The sequence below is a fragment of the Pseudomonas sp. GM84 genome (assembly GCF_000282535.1).
Taxonomy (GTDB): Bacteria; Pseudomonadota; Gammaproteobacteria; order Pseudomonadales; family Pseudomonadaceae; genus Aquipseudomonas.
This window is the reverse complement of the sequence record NZ_AKJC01000199.1, coordinates 1-18009: the sequence shown is the minus strand read 5'-3', so window position 1 is coordinate 18009 and position 18009 is coordinate 1. Positions and strand designations below refer to the sequence as shown.

The window sequence follows — 18009 nt, the reverse complement described above, 5'->3', positions numbered from 1 at the left end:
GATTTACTCCTTCGCCTCGTTGCGGCCCAGGTGGAAGGCGGTGACGGCCGCGGCAAGCAGCAGCATCGAAGCCAGTTCGACCACCAGCAGGTAAGGGCCGAACAGGCTGATGCCCACGGCCTTGGCGTCCACGGTGGTACCGCTGATGGCCGCGCCGCTCGGGGCGACGAACAGTACGTACAGCAGCTCCAGCAGCAGCAGCGCGCCGAGGATCACCGGCCCCGCCCAGATACCGGGCTTGAGCCAGCCCCGTTCCTGGGCGACCGAAGCCGGCCCGAGGTTGAGCATCATCACCACGAACACGAACAGCACCATGATGGCGCCGGCGTAGGCGATCACTTCCAGGGCGCCGGCGAACGGCGCACCCAGGGCGAAGAAGATCATTGCCACGGAAATCAGCGAAATGATCAGGTAGAGCAGGGCGTGCACAGGGTTGGTGCCGGTTACCACCCGAAGGGTGGAAACCACGGCGATCCCGGATGCGAAGTAGAAAGCGAATTCCATCTTTCTGTCCTTATGGGAGCAAGCTCTTCACGTTGATCGGCTCGGCTTCGTTCTGTGCAGAGCCTTTCGGCTTGCCAGCGATTGCCATACCCGCAACACGGTAGAAGTTGTAGTCAGGGTTCTTGCCGGGGCCGGAGATCAGCAGATCTTCTTTCTCGTACACCAGGTCCTGACGCTTGAACTCGGCCATTTCGAAATCCGGAGTCAGCTGGATCGCGGTGGTCGGGCACGCTTCTTCACACAGGCCGCAGAAAATGCAACGCGAGAAGTTGATGCGGAAGAACTCCGGGTACCAACGACCGTCCTCGGTCTCGGCCTTCTGCAGCGAGATGCAGCCGACCGGGCAGGCCACCGCGCAGAGGTTGCACGCTACGCAGCGCTCCTCGCCATCGGGGTCGCGGGTGAGGACGATGCGGCCACGGTAGCGTGGCGGCAGGTACACGGGCTCTTCGGGGTACTGCAGGGTGTCGCGCTTGCGGAACCCGTGGGAGAACACCATGGCCAGGCTGCGCAGCTGAGTGCCGGTGCCCTTAACGATGTCGCCGATATACTTGAACATGGGTCAAATCCTCACTGGGCCGCGACGGCTGGCGTGTTGTAGAGCACGAGCGCAGCGGTCACCAGCAAATTGATCAGGGTCAGCGGCAGGCAGAACTTCCAGCTGAAGTCCATCACCTGGTCATAGCGTGGGCGCGGGATCGAGGCGCGCAGCAGGATGAACAGCATGATGAAGAACGCGGTCTTCAGCGCGAACCACAGGAACGGTACCTGAGGCAGCAGGCCGAACGGACCGTGCCAGCCACCGAAGAACAGGGTCACCAGCAGCGCCGAGATGAGGATGATGCCGATGTACTCACCGACGAAGAACATGCCCCATTTCATGCCGGCATACTCGATGTGGTAGCCGTCGGCCAGTTCCTGTTCCGCTTCCGGCTGGTCGAACGGGTGACGGTGAGTCACGGCGACGCCAGCGATGAAGAAGGTGCAGAAGCCGAAGAACTGCGGAATGATGAACCACAGGTTCTGTGCCTGGTATTCAACGATGTCGCGCATGTTGAACGAGCCCACCTGCACCACCACGCCCATCAGCGCCAGGCCCAGGAACACTTCGTACGACACGGTCTGTGCCGAAGCCCGCAGGCTGCCGAGCAGGGCGTACTTGTTGTTCGACGACCAGCCGGCGAACAGTACGGCGTACACCGAAAGCCCAGCCATGGCGAAGAAGAACAGCAGACCGATGTTCAGGTCGGCGACGCCCCACAGCGGAGTGATCGGGATGATGCTGAAGGCGATCAGCAGGGCACTCATGGCCACGACCGGCGCCAGGGTGAAGATCATGCGGTCGACGAAGGGTGGGTTCCAGTCTTCCTTGAAGAACATCTTCAGCATGTCGGCGGCGATCTGGAACATGCCGAACGGGCCGACACGGTTCGGACCGTAACGGTCCTGCCACCAGCCCAGCAGACGGCGCTCGACGAAGCTGAGCAGCGCGCCGCAGACCACCACCGCGAGCAGGACCACGATGGCCCGGACCACGGTGAGGATCACATCGATCACTTCGGGGGTGAACCAGCTCATTGTGCTGCCTCCTGCAGACCTTCGACGGATGCACCGAAGATGGCAGGCGGAATGCCAGCCAGGCCTTTCGGCAGCGCAACCAGGCCAGCGCCCAGTTCTTCATTGATACGCAGCGGCAGGCGCAGCGACACACCGGCGACGTTCAAGCTCAGCAGGGCACCTTCGTTGACGCCCAGGCGGTCGGCTTCGGACTTGGCCAGGGCCACGTAGGCGGCTGGAATGCGCTCTTGTACCGGAGCGGCGCGCGAGGAGCTTTCTTCGCTGCCGAACAGGTGGAAGAACGGTACCGCGGTCCAGCTGCCACGGGCCGGGTTGAAGGCACCCGGAATGGCGCTGAACCAGTTCAGGCGATCGCCTTGCGATTCGATCAGGCGCACGCCTGGGTCACCGGCACGCAGGTGGCCACCGACCTCGTCCTGGAACTTGTTCCAGGCTTGCGGCGAGTTCCAGCCCGGCGACCAGGCGAACGGCACCTGCTGGCGCGGTTCGGCGGAGCCCGAGTAGCCTTCCATGGAGAAGGCGAACGCGGTGTCCTTGTCTTGCGGGGTACGCGGCTCGTGCACGCTGATGTTGGCGCGCATGGCGGTACGGCCGGAGTAGCGCAGCGGCTCACGGGCCAGTTTCATGCCCTTGATGCGGAACGCGGCGGAAGGCGCTGCACCGACGATGCCGGCCAGTTGTGGCGTGGCTTCGGCGCAGGCGCTGGTGACGTGATCCAGCTGGGTCCAGTCGACCGGCTTGTTCAGCAGGGTGGCACGCAGGGCGTGCATCCAGCGCCAGCCTTCGTGGATCAGGATGCTGCTGTCCAGGTACTGCGGGTCGAACACCTGGAAGAAGCGCTGGGCACGGCCTTCCTGGCTGACCAGGGTACCGTCGCCTTCGGCGAAGGAGGCGGCTGGCAGCACCAGGTGGGCGCGGTCGAGGGTCGCAGTCTTGGAGTGGTCGGCAACGATCACCACCTTGGCAGCAGCCAGGGCTGCGTCGACCTTGGCGGCCGGTACGCGGGCGTACAGGTCGTTTTCCAGTACCACGATGGCATCGGCCTTGCCGCTGATGACCGCATCCAGTGCGGCATCGACGGACTCGCCACCCATCATGGCCAGGCCCAGGCTGTTGGCCTCAGGCACGACCAGGCTCAGCGAGCCGTTCTTCTCGCGCAGCTTCAGGGCCTTGGCGATGTTGGCGGCGGCTTCGATCAGGGCCGGGTCGGCCAGGGAAGTACCGGCGATGACCAGCGGGCGCTTGGCCGCGACCAGGGCGTCGGCGATGCGTTGGGCCAGGGCTTGCGCTTCCTGGTCCAGCCCGGCCACTGCTGGGGCGCTCGGGTCGATGGCGTGGGCCACGGCGAAGCCGATGCGGGCCAGGTCGGCAGGTGCTGCGTGCACGCATTCTTCGGCAACGTCGTCCAGCTTGGTTTCAGCCAGCGAAGCGATGAACAGCGGGTACAGCGCGTGCTGGCCGATGTTTTTCACCGCGGCGTCGAGCCATGGCTGCACTTTCATGGCCTCGGCCATGGCTTCGGCCTTGCCTTTGGTGGCCTGGCGCACGGCCAGGGCGACGCGGGCAGCGGTCTGGGTCAGGTCTTCACCGAGCACGAACACGGCGTCGTGGTCTTCGATGTCGCGCAGGGTCGGCACAGGCAGCGGGCTGTTGTTCAGCACGTTGAGGGCCAGGCGCACGCGGGCCAGTTCGCCGGCTTCCATACCGGAGTAGAAGTAGTCGGCGCCGACCAGTTCACGCAGGCCGTAGTTGCTTTCCAGGCTGGCGCGTGGCGAGCCGATACCGACGATGGTGCGACCGCGCAGCAGGTCGGCGGCCTTGTCCAGGGCGGCGTCCAGGCCCAGCTTGGTGCCATCGGCGAGGAACGGCTGGCGCGGGCGATCGGTGCGGTTGACGTAGCCGTAGCCGAAGCGGCCACGGTCGCACAGGAAGTACTGGTTGACCGAGCCGTTGAAACGGTTCTCGATCCGGCGCAGTTCGCCGTAGCGCTCGCCCGGGCTGATGTTGCAGCCGCTGGAGCAACCGTGGCAGATGCTCGGGGCGAACTGCATGTCCCACTTGCGGTTGTAGCGCTCGGAGTGGGTCTTGTCGGTGAACACGCCGGTCGGGCAGACCTCGGTCAGGTTGCCGGAGAACTCGCTCTCCAGCACGCCGTCTTCAACGCGGCCGAAGTACACGTTGTCGTGGGCACCGTAGACACCCAGGTCGGTACCACCGGCGTAGTCCTTGTAGTAGCGCACGCAGCGGTAGCAGGCGATGCAGCGGTTCATCTCGTGGGCGATGAACGGGCCGAGGTCCTGGTTCTGGTGGGTACGCTTGGTGAAACGGTAGCGGCGCTCGTTGTGGCCGGTCATTACCGTCATGTCCTGCAGGTGGCAGTGACCGCCTTCCTCGCACACGGGGCAGTCGTGCGGGTGGTTGGTCATCAGCCATTCGACGACGCTGGCGCGGAACGCCTTGGACTCGTCATCGTCGATGGAAATCCAGGTGCCGTCGGAGGCAGGGGTCATGCAGGACATGACGATACGACCACGGGTGTCGTTCTCGTCGGTGTACTGCTTGACTGCACACTGCCGGCAGGCGCCAACGCTACCAAGCGCCGGGTGCCAGCAGAAATAAGGGATGTCGAGGCCGAGCGACAGACACGCCTGTAACAGGTTGTCTGCACCGTTGACTTCGAGCGCTTTGCCGTCTACGTGGATAGTGGCCATTGTTCAAAGTTCTTCGTTGGCCCGCGTGAGCGGGCGTGGCTAATGGAAATCGGTGAGCCTGCGGCCCGCCACGAATCGTTCGGGCCGGCCTGCAGGCTGGCGGGTGGCACGGACCACCCGCATCTCATCTTGTTATGCGCCGACCACGATCGGCTTCGCCAAACTCGGGCGCAGGGCATCGGCAGCACTTGCTGGCGCGACACCGGCCTCGAATTCCGAGCGGAAGTATTTGATGGCACTGCCCAACGGCTCGACGGCACCCGGTGCGTGAGCACAGAAGGTACGGCCTGGGCCGAGGAAGTTGACCAGACCCAGCAGGGTCTCGATGTCTTCGGCGCGGCCCTGGCCTTTCTCCAGTGCGCGCAGCATCTTCACGCTCCACGGCAGGCCGTCACGGCAGGGGGTGCACCAGCCGCACGATTCGCGGGCGAAGAACTCTTCCATGTTGCGCAGCAGCGAGACCATGTTGACGCTGTCGTCCACCGCCATGGCCAGGCCCGTACCCATCCGGGTGCCAACCTTGGCGATGCCACCGGCGTACATCTGTGCGTCGAGGTGCTCGGGCAGCAGGAAACCGGTACCGGCGCCGCCTGGCTGCCAGCACTTGAGCTTGAAGCCATCGCGCATGCCGCCGGCGTAGTCTTCGAACAGCTCGCGGGCGGTGACGCCGAACGGCAGCTCCCACAGGCCCGGGTTCTTCACCTTGCCGGAGAAGCCCATCAGCTTGGTGCCGTGGTCTTCGCTGCCTTCACGGGCCAGCGACTTGTACCAGTCGTTGCCGTTGGCGACGATGGCCGGCACGTTGCACAGCGTCTCGACGTTGTTCACGCAGGTCGGCTTGCCCCATACGCCCACGGCGGCAGGGAAGGGCGGCTTGGAGCGCGGGTTGGCGCGGCGGCCTTCCAGCGAGTTGATCAGTGCGGTTTCTTCACCGCAGATGTAGCGCCCGGCACCGGTGTGCACGAACAGCTCGAAGTCGAAGCCCGACCCGAGGATGTTCTTGCCCAGCAGGCCTGCGGCCTTGGCTTCGTCGATGGCACGGTTGAGGTTCTTCGCCGCGGTGGTGTACTCGCCACGCAGGAAGATGTAGCCACGGTAGGCCTTCAGGGCGCGGGCGCTGATCAGCATGCCCTCGACCAGCAGATGGGGCTGTTGCTCCATCAGCATGCGGTCCTTCCAGGTGTTCGGCTCCATTTCGTCCGCGTTGCACAGCAGGTAGCGGATGTTCATGGATTCGTCTTTGGGCATCAGGCCCCACTTCACGCCAGTGGGGAAGCCCGCGCCGCCACGACCCTTGAGGCCGGAGTCCTTGACGGCCTGGACGATGTCGTCCTGCGACATCTGCGCCAGCGCCTTGCGGGCAGCGGCGTAGCCGTTCTTGGACTCGTATTCGGCAAGCCAGACCGGCTCGCCGTCGTCACGCAGGCGCCAGGTCAGCGGGTGGGTTTCGGCCGAACGCGCGATGCGGTTGGCCGGGCCGAAGGAAGTGATGGTCATACGTAACCCTCCAGCAGCTTGGTGACGCCAGCAGGCTGCACGTCGCCAAAGGTGTCGTCGTCGATCATCAGCGCCGGGGCCTTGTCGCAGTTGCCCAGGCAGCACACCGGCAGCAGGGTGAAACGGCCGTCCGGGGTGGTCTGGCCCAGGCCGATGCCCAGTTCGCTCTGGATCTGGCTGACGACCGACTCATGGCCGCCGATGTAGCAGACCATGCTGTCGCACACGCGGATGATGTGACGGCCGACCGGCTGGCGGAAGATCTGGCTGTAGAAGGTGGCCACGCCCTCGACGTCGCTGGCAGGAATGCCCAGCACTTCACCGATGGCGTGAATGGCGCCGTCCGGCACCCAGCCACGTTCCTTCTGGACGATCTTCAGGGCTTCGATGGACGCCGCGCGCGGGTCCTCGTAGTGATGCATCTCGTGCTCGATGGCCGAGCGCTCGGTTTCGCTCAGGGCGAAACGGTCAGTCTGGATAAGCGTGCTGTTCATGCTTAGCGGTCCACGTCAGCCATAACGAAGTCGATACTGCCCAGGTACGCAATGAGGTCGGCGACCATGCTGCCTTTGATCACCGAAGGGATCTGCTGCAGGTGCGGGTAGCTCGGGGTACGGATCCGGGTGCGGTAGCTCATGGTGCCGCCATCGCTCGTCAGGTAGTAACTGTTGATGCCCTTGGTCGCCTCGATCATCTGGAACGACTCGTTGGCCGGCATGACCGGGCCCCACGAGACTTGCAGGAAGTGCGTGATCAAGGTTTCGATGTGCTGCAGGGTGCGCTCTTTCGGTGGCGGCGTGGTCAGCGGGTGATCCGCCTTGTACGGGCCTTCCGGCATGTTGCGCAGGCACTGGTCGATGATGCGGATACTCTGGCGCATCTCCTCGACACGGACCATGCAGCGATCGTAGGCATCGCCGTTGTGGGCCAGCGGTACTTCGAACTCGAAGTTCTCGTAACCGGAGTAGGGACGTGCTTTACGCAGGTCGAAGTCGCAACCGGTGGAACGCAGGCCGGCACCGGTGGTGCCCCATTCCAGCGCTTCCTTGGTGTTGTACGCGGCAACGCCGACGGTACGGCCCTTGAGGATGCTGTTCTGCAGGGCGGCCTTGGTGTATTCGTCCAGGCGCTTTGGCAGCCAATCGACGAAGTCCTTGACCAGCTTGTCCCAGCCGCGCGGCAGGTCGTGGGCGACGCCACCGATGCGGTACCAGGCCGGGTGCAGGCGGAAACCGGTGATCGCTTCAATCACGGTGTAGGCGCGCTGACGGTCGGTGAAGGTGAAGAACACCGGGGTCATGGCGCCGACGTCCTGGATGTAGGTACCCAGGAACAGCAGGTGGCTGGTGATGCGGAAGAACTCGGCCAGCATGATGCGAATCACGTCGACCTTCTGCGGCACCTTGATGCCCGCCAGCTTCTCGACGGCCAGTACGTACGGCAGGTTGTTCATCACCCCGCCGAGGTAGTCGATACGGTCGGTGTAGGGGATGAAGCTGTGCCAGGACTGGCGCTCGGCCATCTTCTCGGCGCCACGGTGGTGGTAACCGATGTCCGGGACGCAGTCGACGATCTCTTCACCGTCCAGCTGCAGGACGATGCGGAAGGCACCGTGGGCCGAAGGGTGGTTCGGGCCGAGGTTGAGGAACATGTAGTCCTCGTTGGCGCCCTGACGCTTCATGCCCCAGGCTTCCGGGTTGAAGCGTGCCGATTCCTCTTCAAGCTGCTGCTTGGCCAGGGTCAGGCTGTAGGGATCGAACTCGGTGGCACGGGCTGGGTAGTCCTTGCGCAGCGGGTGACCTTCCCAGGTGGGCGGCATCATGATGCGGCTCAGGTGTGGGTGGCCGGCAAAGTCGATGCCGAACATGTCCCAGACTTCGCGCTCGTACCAGTTGGCGTTTGGCCAGATGCCGGTCACGGTCGGCAGGTTCAGGTCGCCTTCGCTGAGCGACACCTTGATCATCACGTCGCTGTTACGTTCTACCGACAGCAGGTGGTAGAACACGCTGAAATCGGCGGCGGGCAGGCCACGGCGCTGGGTGCGCAGGCGCTCGTCGACACCGTGCAGGTCGTACAGCATGCTGTAGGGCTTGGTGACACCGCGCAGGAAGCTGAGCACCTCTTTGAGCTGGGCGCGCTTGACCCACAGCACGGGCATGCCGGTGCGGGTTTCCTGGGCGACGAATGCTTCGGCGCCAAAACGGTTGTGCAGTTCGACGACCACATCCTGGTCGTCAGCCTTGTAGGGCGGAATAAAAATAGCGTTGTCCGCTGTCATGGTCTCGGTCGCTTTGGGTCAACGTTAAGAATGAAGCCAGGCCGCCGGCTCCTTCGGGAGCGGGCGGCAGGTCGCTGGATCAGACTTCGTCGGGGCTGCGCAGGTTGGTTACTGCAATGCGCTGCTCACGACGCAGGTCTTTCTGGGCTGGCATCTCGGCACGGTAAATACCTTGATCACCAACAACCCAGGAAAGCGGGCGTCGTTCTTGGCCGATCGACTCCTGCAGCAGCATCAAGCCTTGCAGGAAAGCCTCAGGGCGTGGCGGGCAGCCAGGCACATAGACGTCCACGGGGAGGAACTTGTCGACCCCCTGAACGACCGAGTAGATGTCGTACATGCCGCCGGAGTTGGCGCACGAACCCATGGAGATGACCCACTTCGGCTCGAGCATCTGCTCGTACAGGCGCTGGATGATCGGCGCCATCTTGACGAAGCAGGTACCGGCAATGACCATGAAGTCGGCCTGACGCGGCGATGCCCGGATGACTTCGGCGCCGAAGCGGGCGATGTCGTGGGGCGCCGTGAAGGCCGTGGTCATTTCCACGTAGCAGCAGGAAAGGCCGAAGTTGTACGGCCAGAGGGAGTTCTTGCGACCCCAGTTGACCGCACCACGCAGCACATCTTCGAGTTTCCCCATGTAGATGTTCTTGTGGACCTGGTCCTCTAGCAGCTGATCGGTGACGGTTTCCCGTTCACCGACCGGGTACTGCTCGTTGGGCGCATCCGGATCGATTCTGGTGAGATTGTATTGCATGCCAAAGCCTCATTGTTTCAGCTTCGCTTGCCGCTTGCGGCGACCTTCGGGAGCCCAATCAAGTGCCCCGACGCGCCATAGGTAGACAAGACCTGCCAACAGAATTGCTATGAAAACGAGTGCTTCGACGAATCCGGTCCAGCCGCTTTCGCGGACGGACACAGACCATGCAAAGAGAAAGAGGGCTTCGATATCGAAGATCACGAACAGCATCGCGACCAGATAGAATTTGGCGGACAGGCGCAGGCGAGCGCTGCCGGTAGGCAGCATGCCGGATTCGAAGGGTTCGTTCTTGGCGCGGCCCCAGGCCTTGCTACCGAGCAGGCTGGAGAGGCCGAGCATGAAGGCACACAGGCCGACGACACCCAGGAGGAAGATGGCAAAGCCCCAGTTGTGGGCGATGAGTCCTGCCGAATCGGACATGCTAGAGATCCTTATACAGAGACCCAGCTCTGCAGTCTGAAATAAGTAGAGCGGCGACGTGGTGTCGCAGGTGCAGTGACCAAATGTCGCAGCTGAATCAATCGGGCTGATTTTATGGGTAAACCCGGTGCAAGTAAAATTTCTGTCGCAAATTTATTCGTAGCATTAAGAATAAAAATCCCTCGTAACTGGCTGAAAGCCTTGAAATTCGGGCATTGCGAACGGTTTTGTTAATTATGTTTCTTGCCCAGCGTAACGAAACACTAACTTGGTAATGATAATTAATATCGTTTGAGCTGGTATCTGAAACTTTGTCCTTGCTGAGCCTTGCAAAGTTCATCTGGGATATACCCCCCGCTTGCAAATGCGAAAGACTCTTGTTCTAGCAGTTTTCCATTCCGCGTGTACCGCTCTGGGTCAATACTTTGCCGCCTAAGCCGTTGCGAGCGGATGAAGCGATCGCCCATTGGCCGAGCCAGTAGGCCAGGATGATCAGGTAGGGCGCGGCGGCGAACGGGCTGACGAAACGGTCGATGCCGATCAGGCTGTCGGAGAACACGAACAGGCAAGCGCCCATCGCAGCGGCGCCGCCGCAGGCCAGCGCGCGCCAGAGCATGGCGCTGATCGCCAGTGCGTAAACGGCCACGGGTATCAACAGCGGACCGAGGCCGTGGCTGGCCAGTACGCCGAGCAGGGTGATGCCGGTGATGGTGCTCAATAGCAGCGCGGGTAGCGCTGCTCGCCGGGTCTGGCTGTAGTAGGCGCGCAGGTAGGCGAGGTGCGCGCAGAGGAAGGCGGCCAGGCCGAACACGAACAGGTCGGCGGGGATGGCCAGCAGCATGTCACCGAGCACAGAGAAGCCCAGGCCAATAGTGATCCAGCGGCGATACGGTGTGGCGGGCGCGCTGAGCATCCAGGCGATCAGGGCCAGCACCGGAACAGGTTTGGACACGAGGCCGAGCAGGGCGTTGCCGGTGGCCAGTGCATATATATAGAGGGCAGCGGCTGCGACGGCGATGATGAGCAGATGGCTTGGACGAGGCATGGGCGGTCCTTGCTGCTGGGCTGCCCCAAGCATAGTCCGGATCCTGGATTCTGCTGTGGCCCTATCGCCGGCAAGCCGGCTCCCACAGGGATCTTCAGTGCGATACGTTCGGTGTGGGAGCCGGCTTGCCGGCGATAGGGCCACAGCAGGCAAAAAAAGGCCCGGGATCCTCGCGAATCCCGGGCCTGCTTTCAACAGCCCACGGTTATCAGTGGAACTGCTCTTCCTCGGTCGAACCGGTCAGAGCAGTCACCGACGAAGCGCCACCCTGGATCACGGTGGTCATGTCGTCGAAGTAGCCAGTGCCCACTTCCTGCTGGTGCGCCACGAAGGTGTAGCCTTTGCTGGCGTCGGCGAATTCCTGCTCCTGCAACTTCACGTAGGCAGTCATGTCGTTGCGGGCGTAGTCGTGCGCCAGGTTGAACATGCCGTGCCACATGTTGTGGATGCCGGCCAGGGTGATGAACTGGTGCTTGTAACCCATGGCCGACAGTTCGCGCTGGAACTTGGCGATGGTGGCGTCGTCCAGGTTCTTCTTCCAGTTGAAGGAAGGCGAGCAGTTGTACGACAGGATCTGGTCCGGGTATTCCTTCTTGATCGCTTCGGCGAAGCGGCGGGCTTCGTCCAGGTCCGGCTTGGCGGTTTCACACCAGATCAGGTCGGCGTATGGCGCGTAGGCCAGGCCGCGGGCGATGGCCTGGTCGAGGCCGGCGCGCACCTTGTAGAAGCCTTCACGGGTACGCTCGCCGATCACGAACGGCTGGTCGTAAGGGTCGCAGTCGCTGGTCAGCAGGTCGGCGGCGTTGGCGTCGGTACGGGCCAGGATGATGGTCGGCACGCCCGAAACGTCAGCGGCCAGGCGCGCTGCAACCAGTTTCTGCACGGCTTCCTGGGTCGGTACCAGTACCTTGCCACCCATGTGGCCGCACTTCTTCACCGAAGCCAGCTGGTCTTCGAAGTGCACGCCGGCGGCGCCCGCTTCGATCATGTTCTTCATCAGCTCGTAGGCGTTCAGTACGCCACCGAAACCGGCTTCAGCGTCGGCCACGATCGGCGCGAAGTAGTCGATGTAGCCGTCGTCGCCTGGGTTCTTGCCCGCTTTCCACTGGATCTGGTCGGCACGGCGGAAGGCGTTGTTGATGCGCTTGACCACGGTCGGTACCGAGTCGACCGGGTACAGCGACTGGTCAGGGTACATGGACTCGGCCGAGTTGTTGTCGGCGGCCACTTGCCAGCCAGACAGGTAGATGGCCTGGATGCCGGCTTTTACCTGCTGTACTGCCTGGCCGCCGGTCAGGGCGCCCATGCAGTTGACGAAATCTTTTTCTGGGCGGAAGGACGGGTGGGCACCTTCGGTGACCAGCTTCCACAGTTTTTCTGCACCTTGGCGAGCAAAGGTGTGCTCCGGCTGCAGAGAGCCACGCAGGCGAACGACATCAGCGGCGGTGTAGGTACGGGTCACGCCTTTCCAGCGCGGGTTTTCGGCCCAGTCTTTCTCGAGGGCTGCAATTTGCTGTTCGCGTGTCAGTGCCATGGAAATAAACCTCGTCGCATCGATCTTGGGGTAATTGTGTTGATGCTCACGAAGCGAATCAGGGAACTGGCGGCTGTCCTGTTCGGGGGAGTGCGGCGGCGAACGCGAAGGCTCGAAGGGGAAGGGGTGTGCAGGCCGGGCGAAGGTGTGCGCCAGCAGGTCGGCTCGTGGTTGCCTTGCTGCGGTGCTACGCGATTGCCAGTACTGCGGTGATGCGCTTCCGTCCCTCGGGACAACTTCTTCGTTGCAGTCGCAATCCCGTCGAACCGCCTTGTGGGCCGTATAGACACGAGGCGCCTCCAGGGGTGGGAGGAGTACGCCTCGAAGGCCCTTGCCAGGGCCCCTGATTAGCGGGAGCGAGGCCATCATGCCCTTGGGAAAAAGTACCTGTCAAATGTTTTGTAGTGGTTTTTTTCACTTACTACATCTTTGGTCTGGTGCGACTTGCGGGTCAGTTTCAAGGCCGTTGGTCGAGGCCTTGATTTGCCTGGGATCCGTCGAGAAGGTCGACTTTGACGCGCAGCGTCATGTTTTCACCCCGTTGGGTGCTGTAGGTGCGGCTTGATGCATCCCGGCCGGCTTGGGATTGCTGGTTGTAGCCTGCCAGGGTGATCCACTCGCCCAGCCTGCCAGTGACTGTCGTGTCGGTGCTTTGCACGTTCACTACATCGGCACGTTCCCGGCTGATTCTGTCGTTATTGCTGCTTATTTGCAGACGAACCGTCTCGCCACTCAAGCTCGGCGTGACGTAGAAGCCTTGGGTCACGTTGCGGTATTCGGTGTTGCTCTGAATGCGCCCATAACCGTCGGTGCTGGTGCTGGTCACCGGGATGCTCTGGCCGACCTGGATCAGCGCCGGCTGGCCTTCGCTGGCCTGGATCTGCTGCAGACCTCCCTCACGGTTGCTGGTGCCGTAGTGGATGACGCGGGCATTGCCGCGATCGTCCTGAAAGTTGCTGTCGTTGTTGTCGACGCTGATCAACAGGCGCTTGGGGGCGGTGTCCAGTTGCAGCAGCAGGGTGCGCAAGTCGTCGATGCGCTCGGGGCTGGCGTTGACGATCAGCTTGTTCTCGAACGCGGTGACGCTGCCGTCCTTGCCGATGAAAGACTGGGCGGCGGGCAGCAGCTCGGCACTGCTGCGGTGCTGCAGCGGCACCACTTCGGTGGCCGCCTGGGCCGTCAGGCTCGCAGCCAGCAGCAGGGAAACGAAAAGAGGGCGTAGCGGCATGTCCATGATCTCCGCAGGTGGAATCAACATGATGGCAAATTTGCCATGATTATGCCGGGTGTAGATCACACGCTTTCCTTTCTCGCCGGTGTGATCGTGCTGGCGGTGGCTGCTGTGCGACAAAATCCGTAACATCGCGCTCCTTCGTTTTTTCGTACCGTCCACCCGGACTGCGCCACAGGATATTCATGAAACCCGCCCGACTTCGCGCCGACGTGCTCGCCGGCCTGACCACGTCTTTCGCCCTGGTGCCCGAATGCATCGCCTTCGCCCTGGTCGCTCACCTCAACCCGCTGATGGGCCTGTACGGCGCCTTCATCATCTGCACCCTGACCGCGCTGTTCGGCGGCCGGCCGGGCATGATCTCCGGCGCCGCGGGCTCCATGGCGGTGGTGATCGTCGCCCTGGTGGTGCAGCACGGTGCGCAGTACCTGCTGGCCACGGTGCTGCTGGGCGGCGTGGTGATGATCCTGTTCGGCCTGTTGCGCCTGGGCAAGCTGGTGCGCCTGGTGCCGTACCCGGTGATGCTCGGCTTCGTCAATGGCCTGGCGATCGTCATCGCCCTGGCCCAGCTGGAGCACTTCAAGCAGGGTGAGCAGTGGCTCAGCGGTGCGCCGCTGTACCTGATGATCGGCCTGGTGGCGTTGACCATGCTGGTGGTCTACGTGCTGCCCAAGCTCACCCGTGCCGTGCCACCTGCACTGGTGGCGATCCTGGGTGTGGGATTGCTGGTGTACCTGCTCGGCCTGCCGACCCGCACCCTCGGCGATATGGCGCACATTGCCGGCGGCCTGCCGGCGCTGGCCTTGCCGGACGTGCCATGGAACCTGGAAACCCTGAAGATCATTGCCCCCTACGCTGTGCTGATGGCCATGGTCGGATTGCTGGAAACCCTGCTGACCCTCAACCTCACCGACGAAATCACCGAAAGCCGCGGCTACCCGGACCGCGAGTGCGTGGCCCTGGGCGCGGCCAACATGGTCTCGGGCCTGTGTGGCGGCATGGGTGGCTGCGCGATGATCGGGCAGACCGTGATCAACCTCAGCTCCAATGGCCGTGGCCGGCTGTCGGGGGTGGTCGCCGGGGTCATGATCCTGCTGTTCGTGCTGTTCCTGTCGCCACTGATCGAGCGCATTCCGCTGGCGGCACTGGTCGGGGTGATGTTCGTGGTGGCTCAGCAGACCTTCGCCTGGGCGTCCTTGCGGGTGTTGCACAAGGTGCCGGTGAGCGATGTGCTGGCCATCATTGCGGTGACCGTGGTGACGGTGTTCACCGACCTGGCCACGGCGGTGATGTTCGGCATTGTCATCGCAGCGATCAATTTCGCCTGGCAGCATGCGCGGGAGCTGTATGCCGAAAGCCATGAGGATGCTGAAGGGAGCAAGCATTACCAGGTGCACGGCACGCTGTTCTTTGCCTCGACCACGGCCTTTCTCGACCAGTTCGACCCGGCGAACGACCCGGTCAAGGTGACCCTGGACTGCAAGCACCTGAGCTTTGTCGACTATTCGGCGATTGCGGCGTTGAAGACCTTGCGCGAGCGTTATGCCAAGGCGGGTAAGCCCTTGCGCGTGGTGCACCTGTCGGAGCGCTGCAAGAAGTTGTTGAAGCGGGCGGGCGAACAGCAGTGAATCGGTGGTGATGCCATCGCCGGCAAGCCGGCTCCCACGCCGATCGGATCAATACTTCAGATCCCTGTGGGAGCCGGCTTGCCGGCGATCGAGGGCAAAGCCCTCGTTCGATCACTCGCCGCGCGTCTTCTTCACGATGCCATCGGCAATGCTCGCCGGTGCCTCGGCATAACGGGTGAACTCCATGGTGTAGCTGGCTCGCCCCTGGGTCATCGAACGCATCGAGGTGGCATAGCCGAACATCTCCCCCAGTGGCACCTCGGCGCGAATAACCTTGCCGGCAGGTGTCTCGTCGCCATCCTGAATCATTCCGCGGCGCCGGCTCAGGTCGCCCATGATGTCACCCTGGTACTCCTCGGGCGTCACCACCTCGACCTTCATCACCGGCTCCAGCAACACCGCGCCGCCTTTCTGCGACAGCTGCTTGGTGGCCATGGAGGCAGCGATCTTGTAGGCCATTTCGTTGGAATCGACGTCGTGGTACGAGCCGTCGAACACCGCTGCTTTCAGATTGATCAGCGGGTAGCCGGCGAGCACGCCGTTCTTCATCTGCTCCTCGATGCCCTTCTGGATCGCCGGTATGTACTCGCGCGGTATCACGCCGCCGACGATTTCGTTGATGAACTCCAGGCCTTCCTTGCCCTCATCGCCCGGCGCGAAGCGGATCCAGCAGTGGCCGTATTGGCCGCGCCCGCCGGATTGGCGAACGAAGCGGCCCTCGATCTCGCAGGTGTTGCGGATCTTCTCGCGGTAGGCCACCTGGGGCTTGCCGATGTTGGCCTCGACGTTGAACTCGCGGCGCATGCGGTCGACGATGATGTCCAGGTGCAGCTCGCCCATGCCGGAGATGATGGTCTGCGCCGTTTCCTCGTCGGTACGCACGCGGAACGACGGATCTTCCTGGGCCAGCTTGCCCAGGGCGATGCCCATCTTCTCCTGGTCGGCCTTGGTCTTGGGCTCCACTGCCACGGAGATCACCGGGTCGGGGAAGTCCATGCGCTCGAGGATGATCGGTTTGTCGATATCGCACAGGGTGTCGCCGGTGGTCACGTCCTTCATGCCGATCAGCGCGGCGATATCGCCGGCGCATACGTCCTTGATCTCGGCGCGCTGGTTGGCATGCATCTGCACCATGCGGCCGATGCGTTCCTTCTTGCCCTTGACCGAATTGAGCACGGCATTGCCGGAGCTGAGTACGCCGGAATACACCCGGGCAAAGGTCAGGGTGCCGACGAACGGGTCCGTGGCGATCTTGAAGGCCAGGGCCGAGAACGGCTCCTTGTCGTCGGCATGGCGTTCCAGGTGTTTCTCTTCGTTGTCGGGGTCGGTGCCCCTGATCGCCGGGATCTCCGACGGCGCGGGCAGGTAGTCGATGACGGCATCGAGCATCAGCGGCACGCCCTTGTTCTTGAACGACGAGCCGAGGATGGTCGGCACGATCTCGTTGGCAATGGTGCGCTGGCGCAGGGCGGCCTTGATCTCGTCGATGCTCAGTTCCTCGCCGTCGAGAAACTTCATGGTCAGTTCGTCATTGGCCTCGGCCGCGGCTTCGATCATGTGCGCGCGCCATTCGTCGGCGAGCGCCTTGAGCTCGGCGGGAATCTCTTCTTCGCGGTAGCTGGTGCCGTGGTCGTCCTCGTTCCAGTAGATGGCCTTCATCTTCACCAGGTCGATCTGGCCGATGAAGTTTTCCTCGCTGCCAATGGCCAGCTGGATCGGGACCGGGTGGTGCCCCAGGCGCTTGTCGATCTGCTTGACCACGCGCAGGAAGTCGGCGCCCTGGCGGTCCATCTTGTTGATGTAGGCCAGCCGTGGCACATGGTACTTGTTGGCCTGACGCCAGACGGTCTCGGACTGCGGCTCGACCCCGTCGGCGCCGCTGAACACCACCACCGCACCATCGAGCACGCGCAGCGAGCGCTCCACTTCGATGGTGAAGTCGACGTGGCCGGGGGTGTCGATGATGTTGAAGCGGTACTTGTCGGCGTACTGCTTGGTCGAGCCTTGCCAGAAGGCCGTGGTCGCCGCCGAGGTGATGGTGATGCCGCGCTCCTGCTCCTGGGCCATCCAGTCCATGGTCGCGGCGCCGTCGTGCACCTCGCCCATCTTGTGGTTGACCCCGGTGTAGAAGAGGATGCGCTCGGTGGTCGTGGTCTTGCCGGCGTCCACGTGGGCGACGATGCCGATATTGCGGTACAGCTCGATGGGCGTTGTACGGGCCATGACGGACTACCTGCGGCGATGCGGATTCTCCCAAGGTAGCAGAGCGGGAGAATCCTGCTTTACCGCCGGGCCGTCAGTCGGCCTGGGCTTGCAGCAGCCATTGGCCTTCGACTTCGCGGGCAAGTCCGCTGGCCGCCAGCAGGGCCAGCAGGCGCTCGTGCAGGGCGGCTTCGGTGAAGGTCTTGAGGGTGGTCAGGTCAAGGGCGCCGGCCAGGGTCAGTTCGGCCTTGGTGTACGACAGCCAGGCCTTTTTCAGTACCTGGGCCACGTCGCTGCCGGCGGTGCTGGCGAAGCGGCGATTCCACGTGCGGCCTTCGAAAGCGAAGTTGTGCGCGTGGCTGTAGGTGCTTTCATCCGCGCCTTCGGCGCAGCGGTGGCAGCGGCACGGGCCTTCGCCGAAGGCATTGCGCAGGTAGCTGTTGAAGTCCACGACGGGCTTGAGGGTCAGGCGTTTGTCGACCTCGAACAGGTCGGCGATCAGGGGTTCTTCGGCGCTCACTCGGTGTCCTCGTGTGGTGTGGCGTGCATCGGCGGGCACCCTACCAGATCGGGGCGGGGGAGGCCATGTGGTTATGGCAGGGCAGGCCCGGCCTCATCGCC

15 protein-coding genes are annotated in these 18009 nt (G+C 63.2%); 1 reads left to right on the top strand and 14 read right to left on the bottom strand.

The window, feature by feature from the left end; translation table 11 throughout:
* Positions 1–3: 3 nt before the first annotated feature.
* From nuoJ to PMI38_RS16595, 12 genes are all read right to left on the bottom strand, one after another.
* Entirely contained in the window at positions 4–504 is a 501-nt protein-coding gene (nuoJ, locus tag PMI38_RS16650; RefSeq protein ID WP_008096199.1) for an NADH-quinone oxidoreductase subunit J, read from the bottom strand.
* Between the two features lie 10 nt (positions 505–514).
* Positions 515–1063, bottom strand: coding sequence for an NADH-quinone oxidoreductase subunit NuoI (nuoI, locus tag PMI38_RS16645; protein WP_003251442.1), 549 nt, complete (start codon positions 1061–1063; stop codon positions 515–517).
* Between the two features lie 11 nt (positions 1064–1074).
* Positions 1075–2082, bottom strand: coding sequence for an NADH-quinone oxidoreductase subunit NuoH (gene nuoH, locus PMI38_RS16640; protein WP_008096190.1), 1008 nt, complete (start codon positions 2080–2082; stop codon positions 1075–1077).
* Positions 2079–4793, bottom strand: a complete 2715-nt coding sequence (nuoG, locus tag PMI38_RS16635) for an NADH-quinone oxidoreductase subunit NuoG (RefSeq protein WP_008096188.1) — start codon at positions 4791–4793, stop codon at positions 2079–2081. Before nuoG ends, nuoH begins: the two co-directional genes overlap by 4 nt.
* Before the next feature lie 132 nt (positions 4794–4925).
* Positions 4926–6290 carry an NADH-quinone oxidoreductase subunit NuoF gene (gene nuoF / locus PMI38_RS16630; RefSeq protein ID WP_008096186.1) on the bottom strand — a complete coding sequence of 455 codons (1365 nt, stop codon included), beginning with the start codon at positions 6288–6290 and terminating at the stop codon, positions 4926–4928.
* Positions 6287–6784: an NADH-quinone oxidoreductase subunit NuoE gene (gene nuoE / locus PMI38_RS16625; protein WP_008096184.1), complete on the bottom strand. Its 498-nt coding sequence runs from the start codon at positions 6782–6784 to the stop codon at positions 6287–6289. The genes nuoF and nuoE overlap by 4 nt, the downstream gene beginning before the upstream one ends.
* 2 nt (positions 6785–6786) lie before the next feature.
* Positions 6787–8568 carry an NADH-quinone oxidoreductase subunit C/D gene (gene nuoC / locus PMI38_RS16620; RefSeq protein ID WP_008096183.1) on the bottom strand — a complete coding sequence of 594 codons (1782 nt, stop codon included), beginning with the start codon at positions 8566–8568 and terminating at the stop codon, positions 6787–6789.
* A gap of 79 nt (positions 8569–8647) precedes the next feature.
* Positions 8648–9325 (bottom strand): NuoB/complex I 20 kDa subunit family protein, encoded by a 678-nt coding sequence (locus PMI38_RS16615; protein WP_008096180.1) that lies wholly within the window; start codon positions 9323–9325, stop codon positions 8648–8650.
* 9 nt (positions 9326–9334) lie between these two features.
* Positions 9335–9748 carry an NADH-quinone oxidoreductase subunit A gene (locus PMI38_RS16610; RefSeq protein WP_008096178.1) on the bottom strand — a complete coding sequence of 138 codons (414 nt, stop codon included), beginning with the start codon at positions 9746–9748 and terminating at the stop codon, positions 9335–9337.
* A gap of 382 nt (positions 9749–10130) precedes the next feature.
* Positions 10131–10793, bottom strand: a complete 663-nt coding sequence (locus PMI38_RS16605; RefSeq protein ID WP_008096176.1) for a lysoplasmalogenase — start codon at positions 10791–10793, stop codon at positions 10131–10133.
* Between the two features lie 208 nt (positions 10794–11001).
* Positions 11002–12327: an isocitrate lyase gene (gene aceA / locus PMI38_RS16600; RefSeq protein ID WP_008096174.1), complete on the bottom strand. Its 1326-nt coding sequence runs from the start codon at positions 12325–12327 to the stop codon at positions 11002–11004.
* Positions 12328–12784: 457 nt separating this feature from the next.
* Positions 12785–13555 (bottom strand): secretin N-terminal domain-containing protein, encoded by a 771-nt coding sequence (locus PMI38_RS16595; protein ID WP_043273805.1) that lies wholly within the window; start codon positions 13553–13555, stop codon positions 12785–12787.
* Positions 13556–13743: 188 nt separating this feature from the next.
* On the opposite strand from PMI38_RS16595, the gene PMI38_RS16590 reads away from it, so the two are divergent.
* Positions 13744–15186 carry a SulP family inorganic anion transporter gene (locus tag PMI38_RS16590; protein ID WP_008096169.1) on the top strand — a complete coding sequence of 481 codons (1443 nt, stop codon included), beginning with the start codon at positions 13744–13746 and terminating at the stop codon, positions 15184–15186.
* A gap of 111 nt (positions 15187–15297) precedes the next feature.
* Here PMI38_RS16590 and fusA read toward each other — a convergent pair whose 3' ends face one another.
* Positions 15298–17409 (bottom strand): elongation factor G, encoded by a 2112-nt coding sequence (fusA, locus tag PMI38_RS16585; protein ID WP_008096167.1) that lies wholly within the window; start codon positions 17407–17409, stop codon positions 15298–15300.
* Between the two features lie 73 nt (positions 17410–17482).
* On the bottom strand, positions 17483–17908 hold the full coding sequence (locus tag PMI38_RS16580; protein WP_008096165.1) for a hypothetical protein: 426 nt from the start codon (positions 17906–17908) through the stop codon (positions 17483–17485).
* Positions 17909–18009 lie beyond the last annotated feature (101 nt).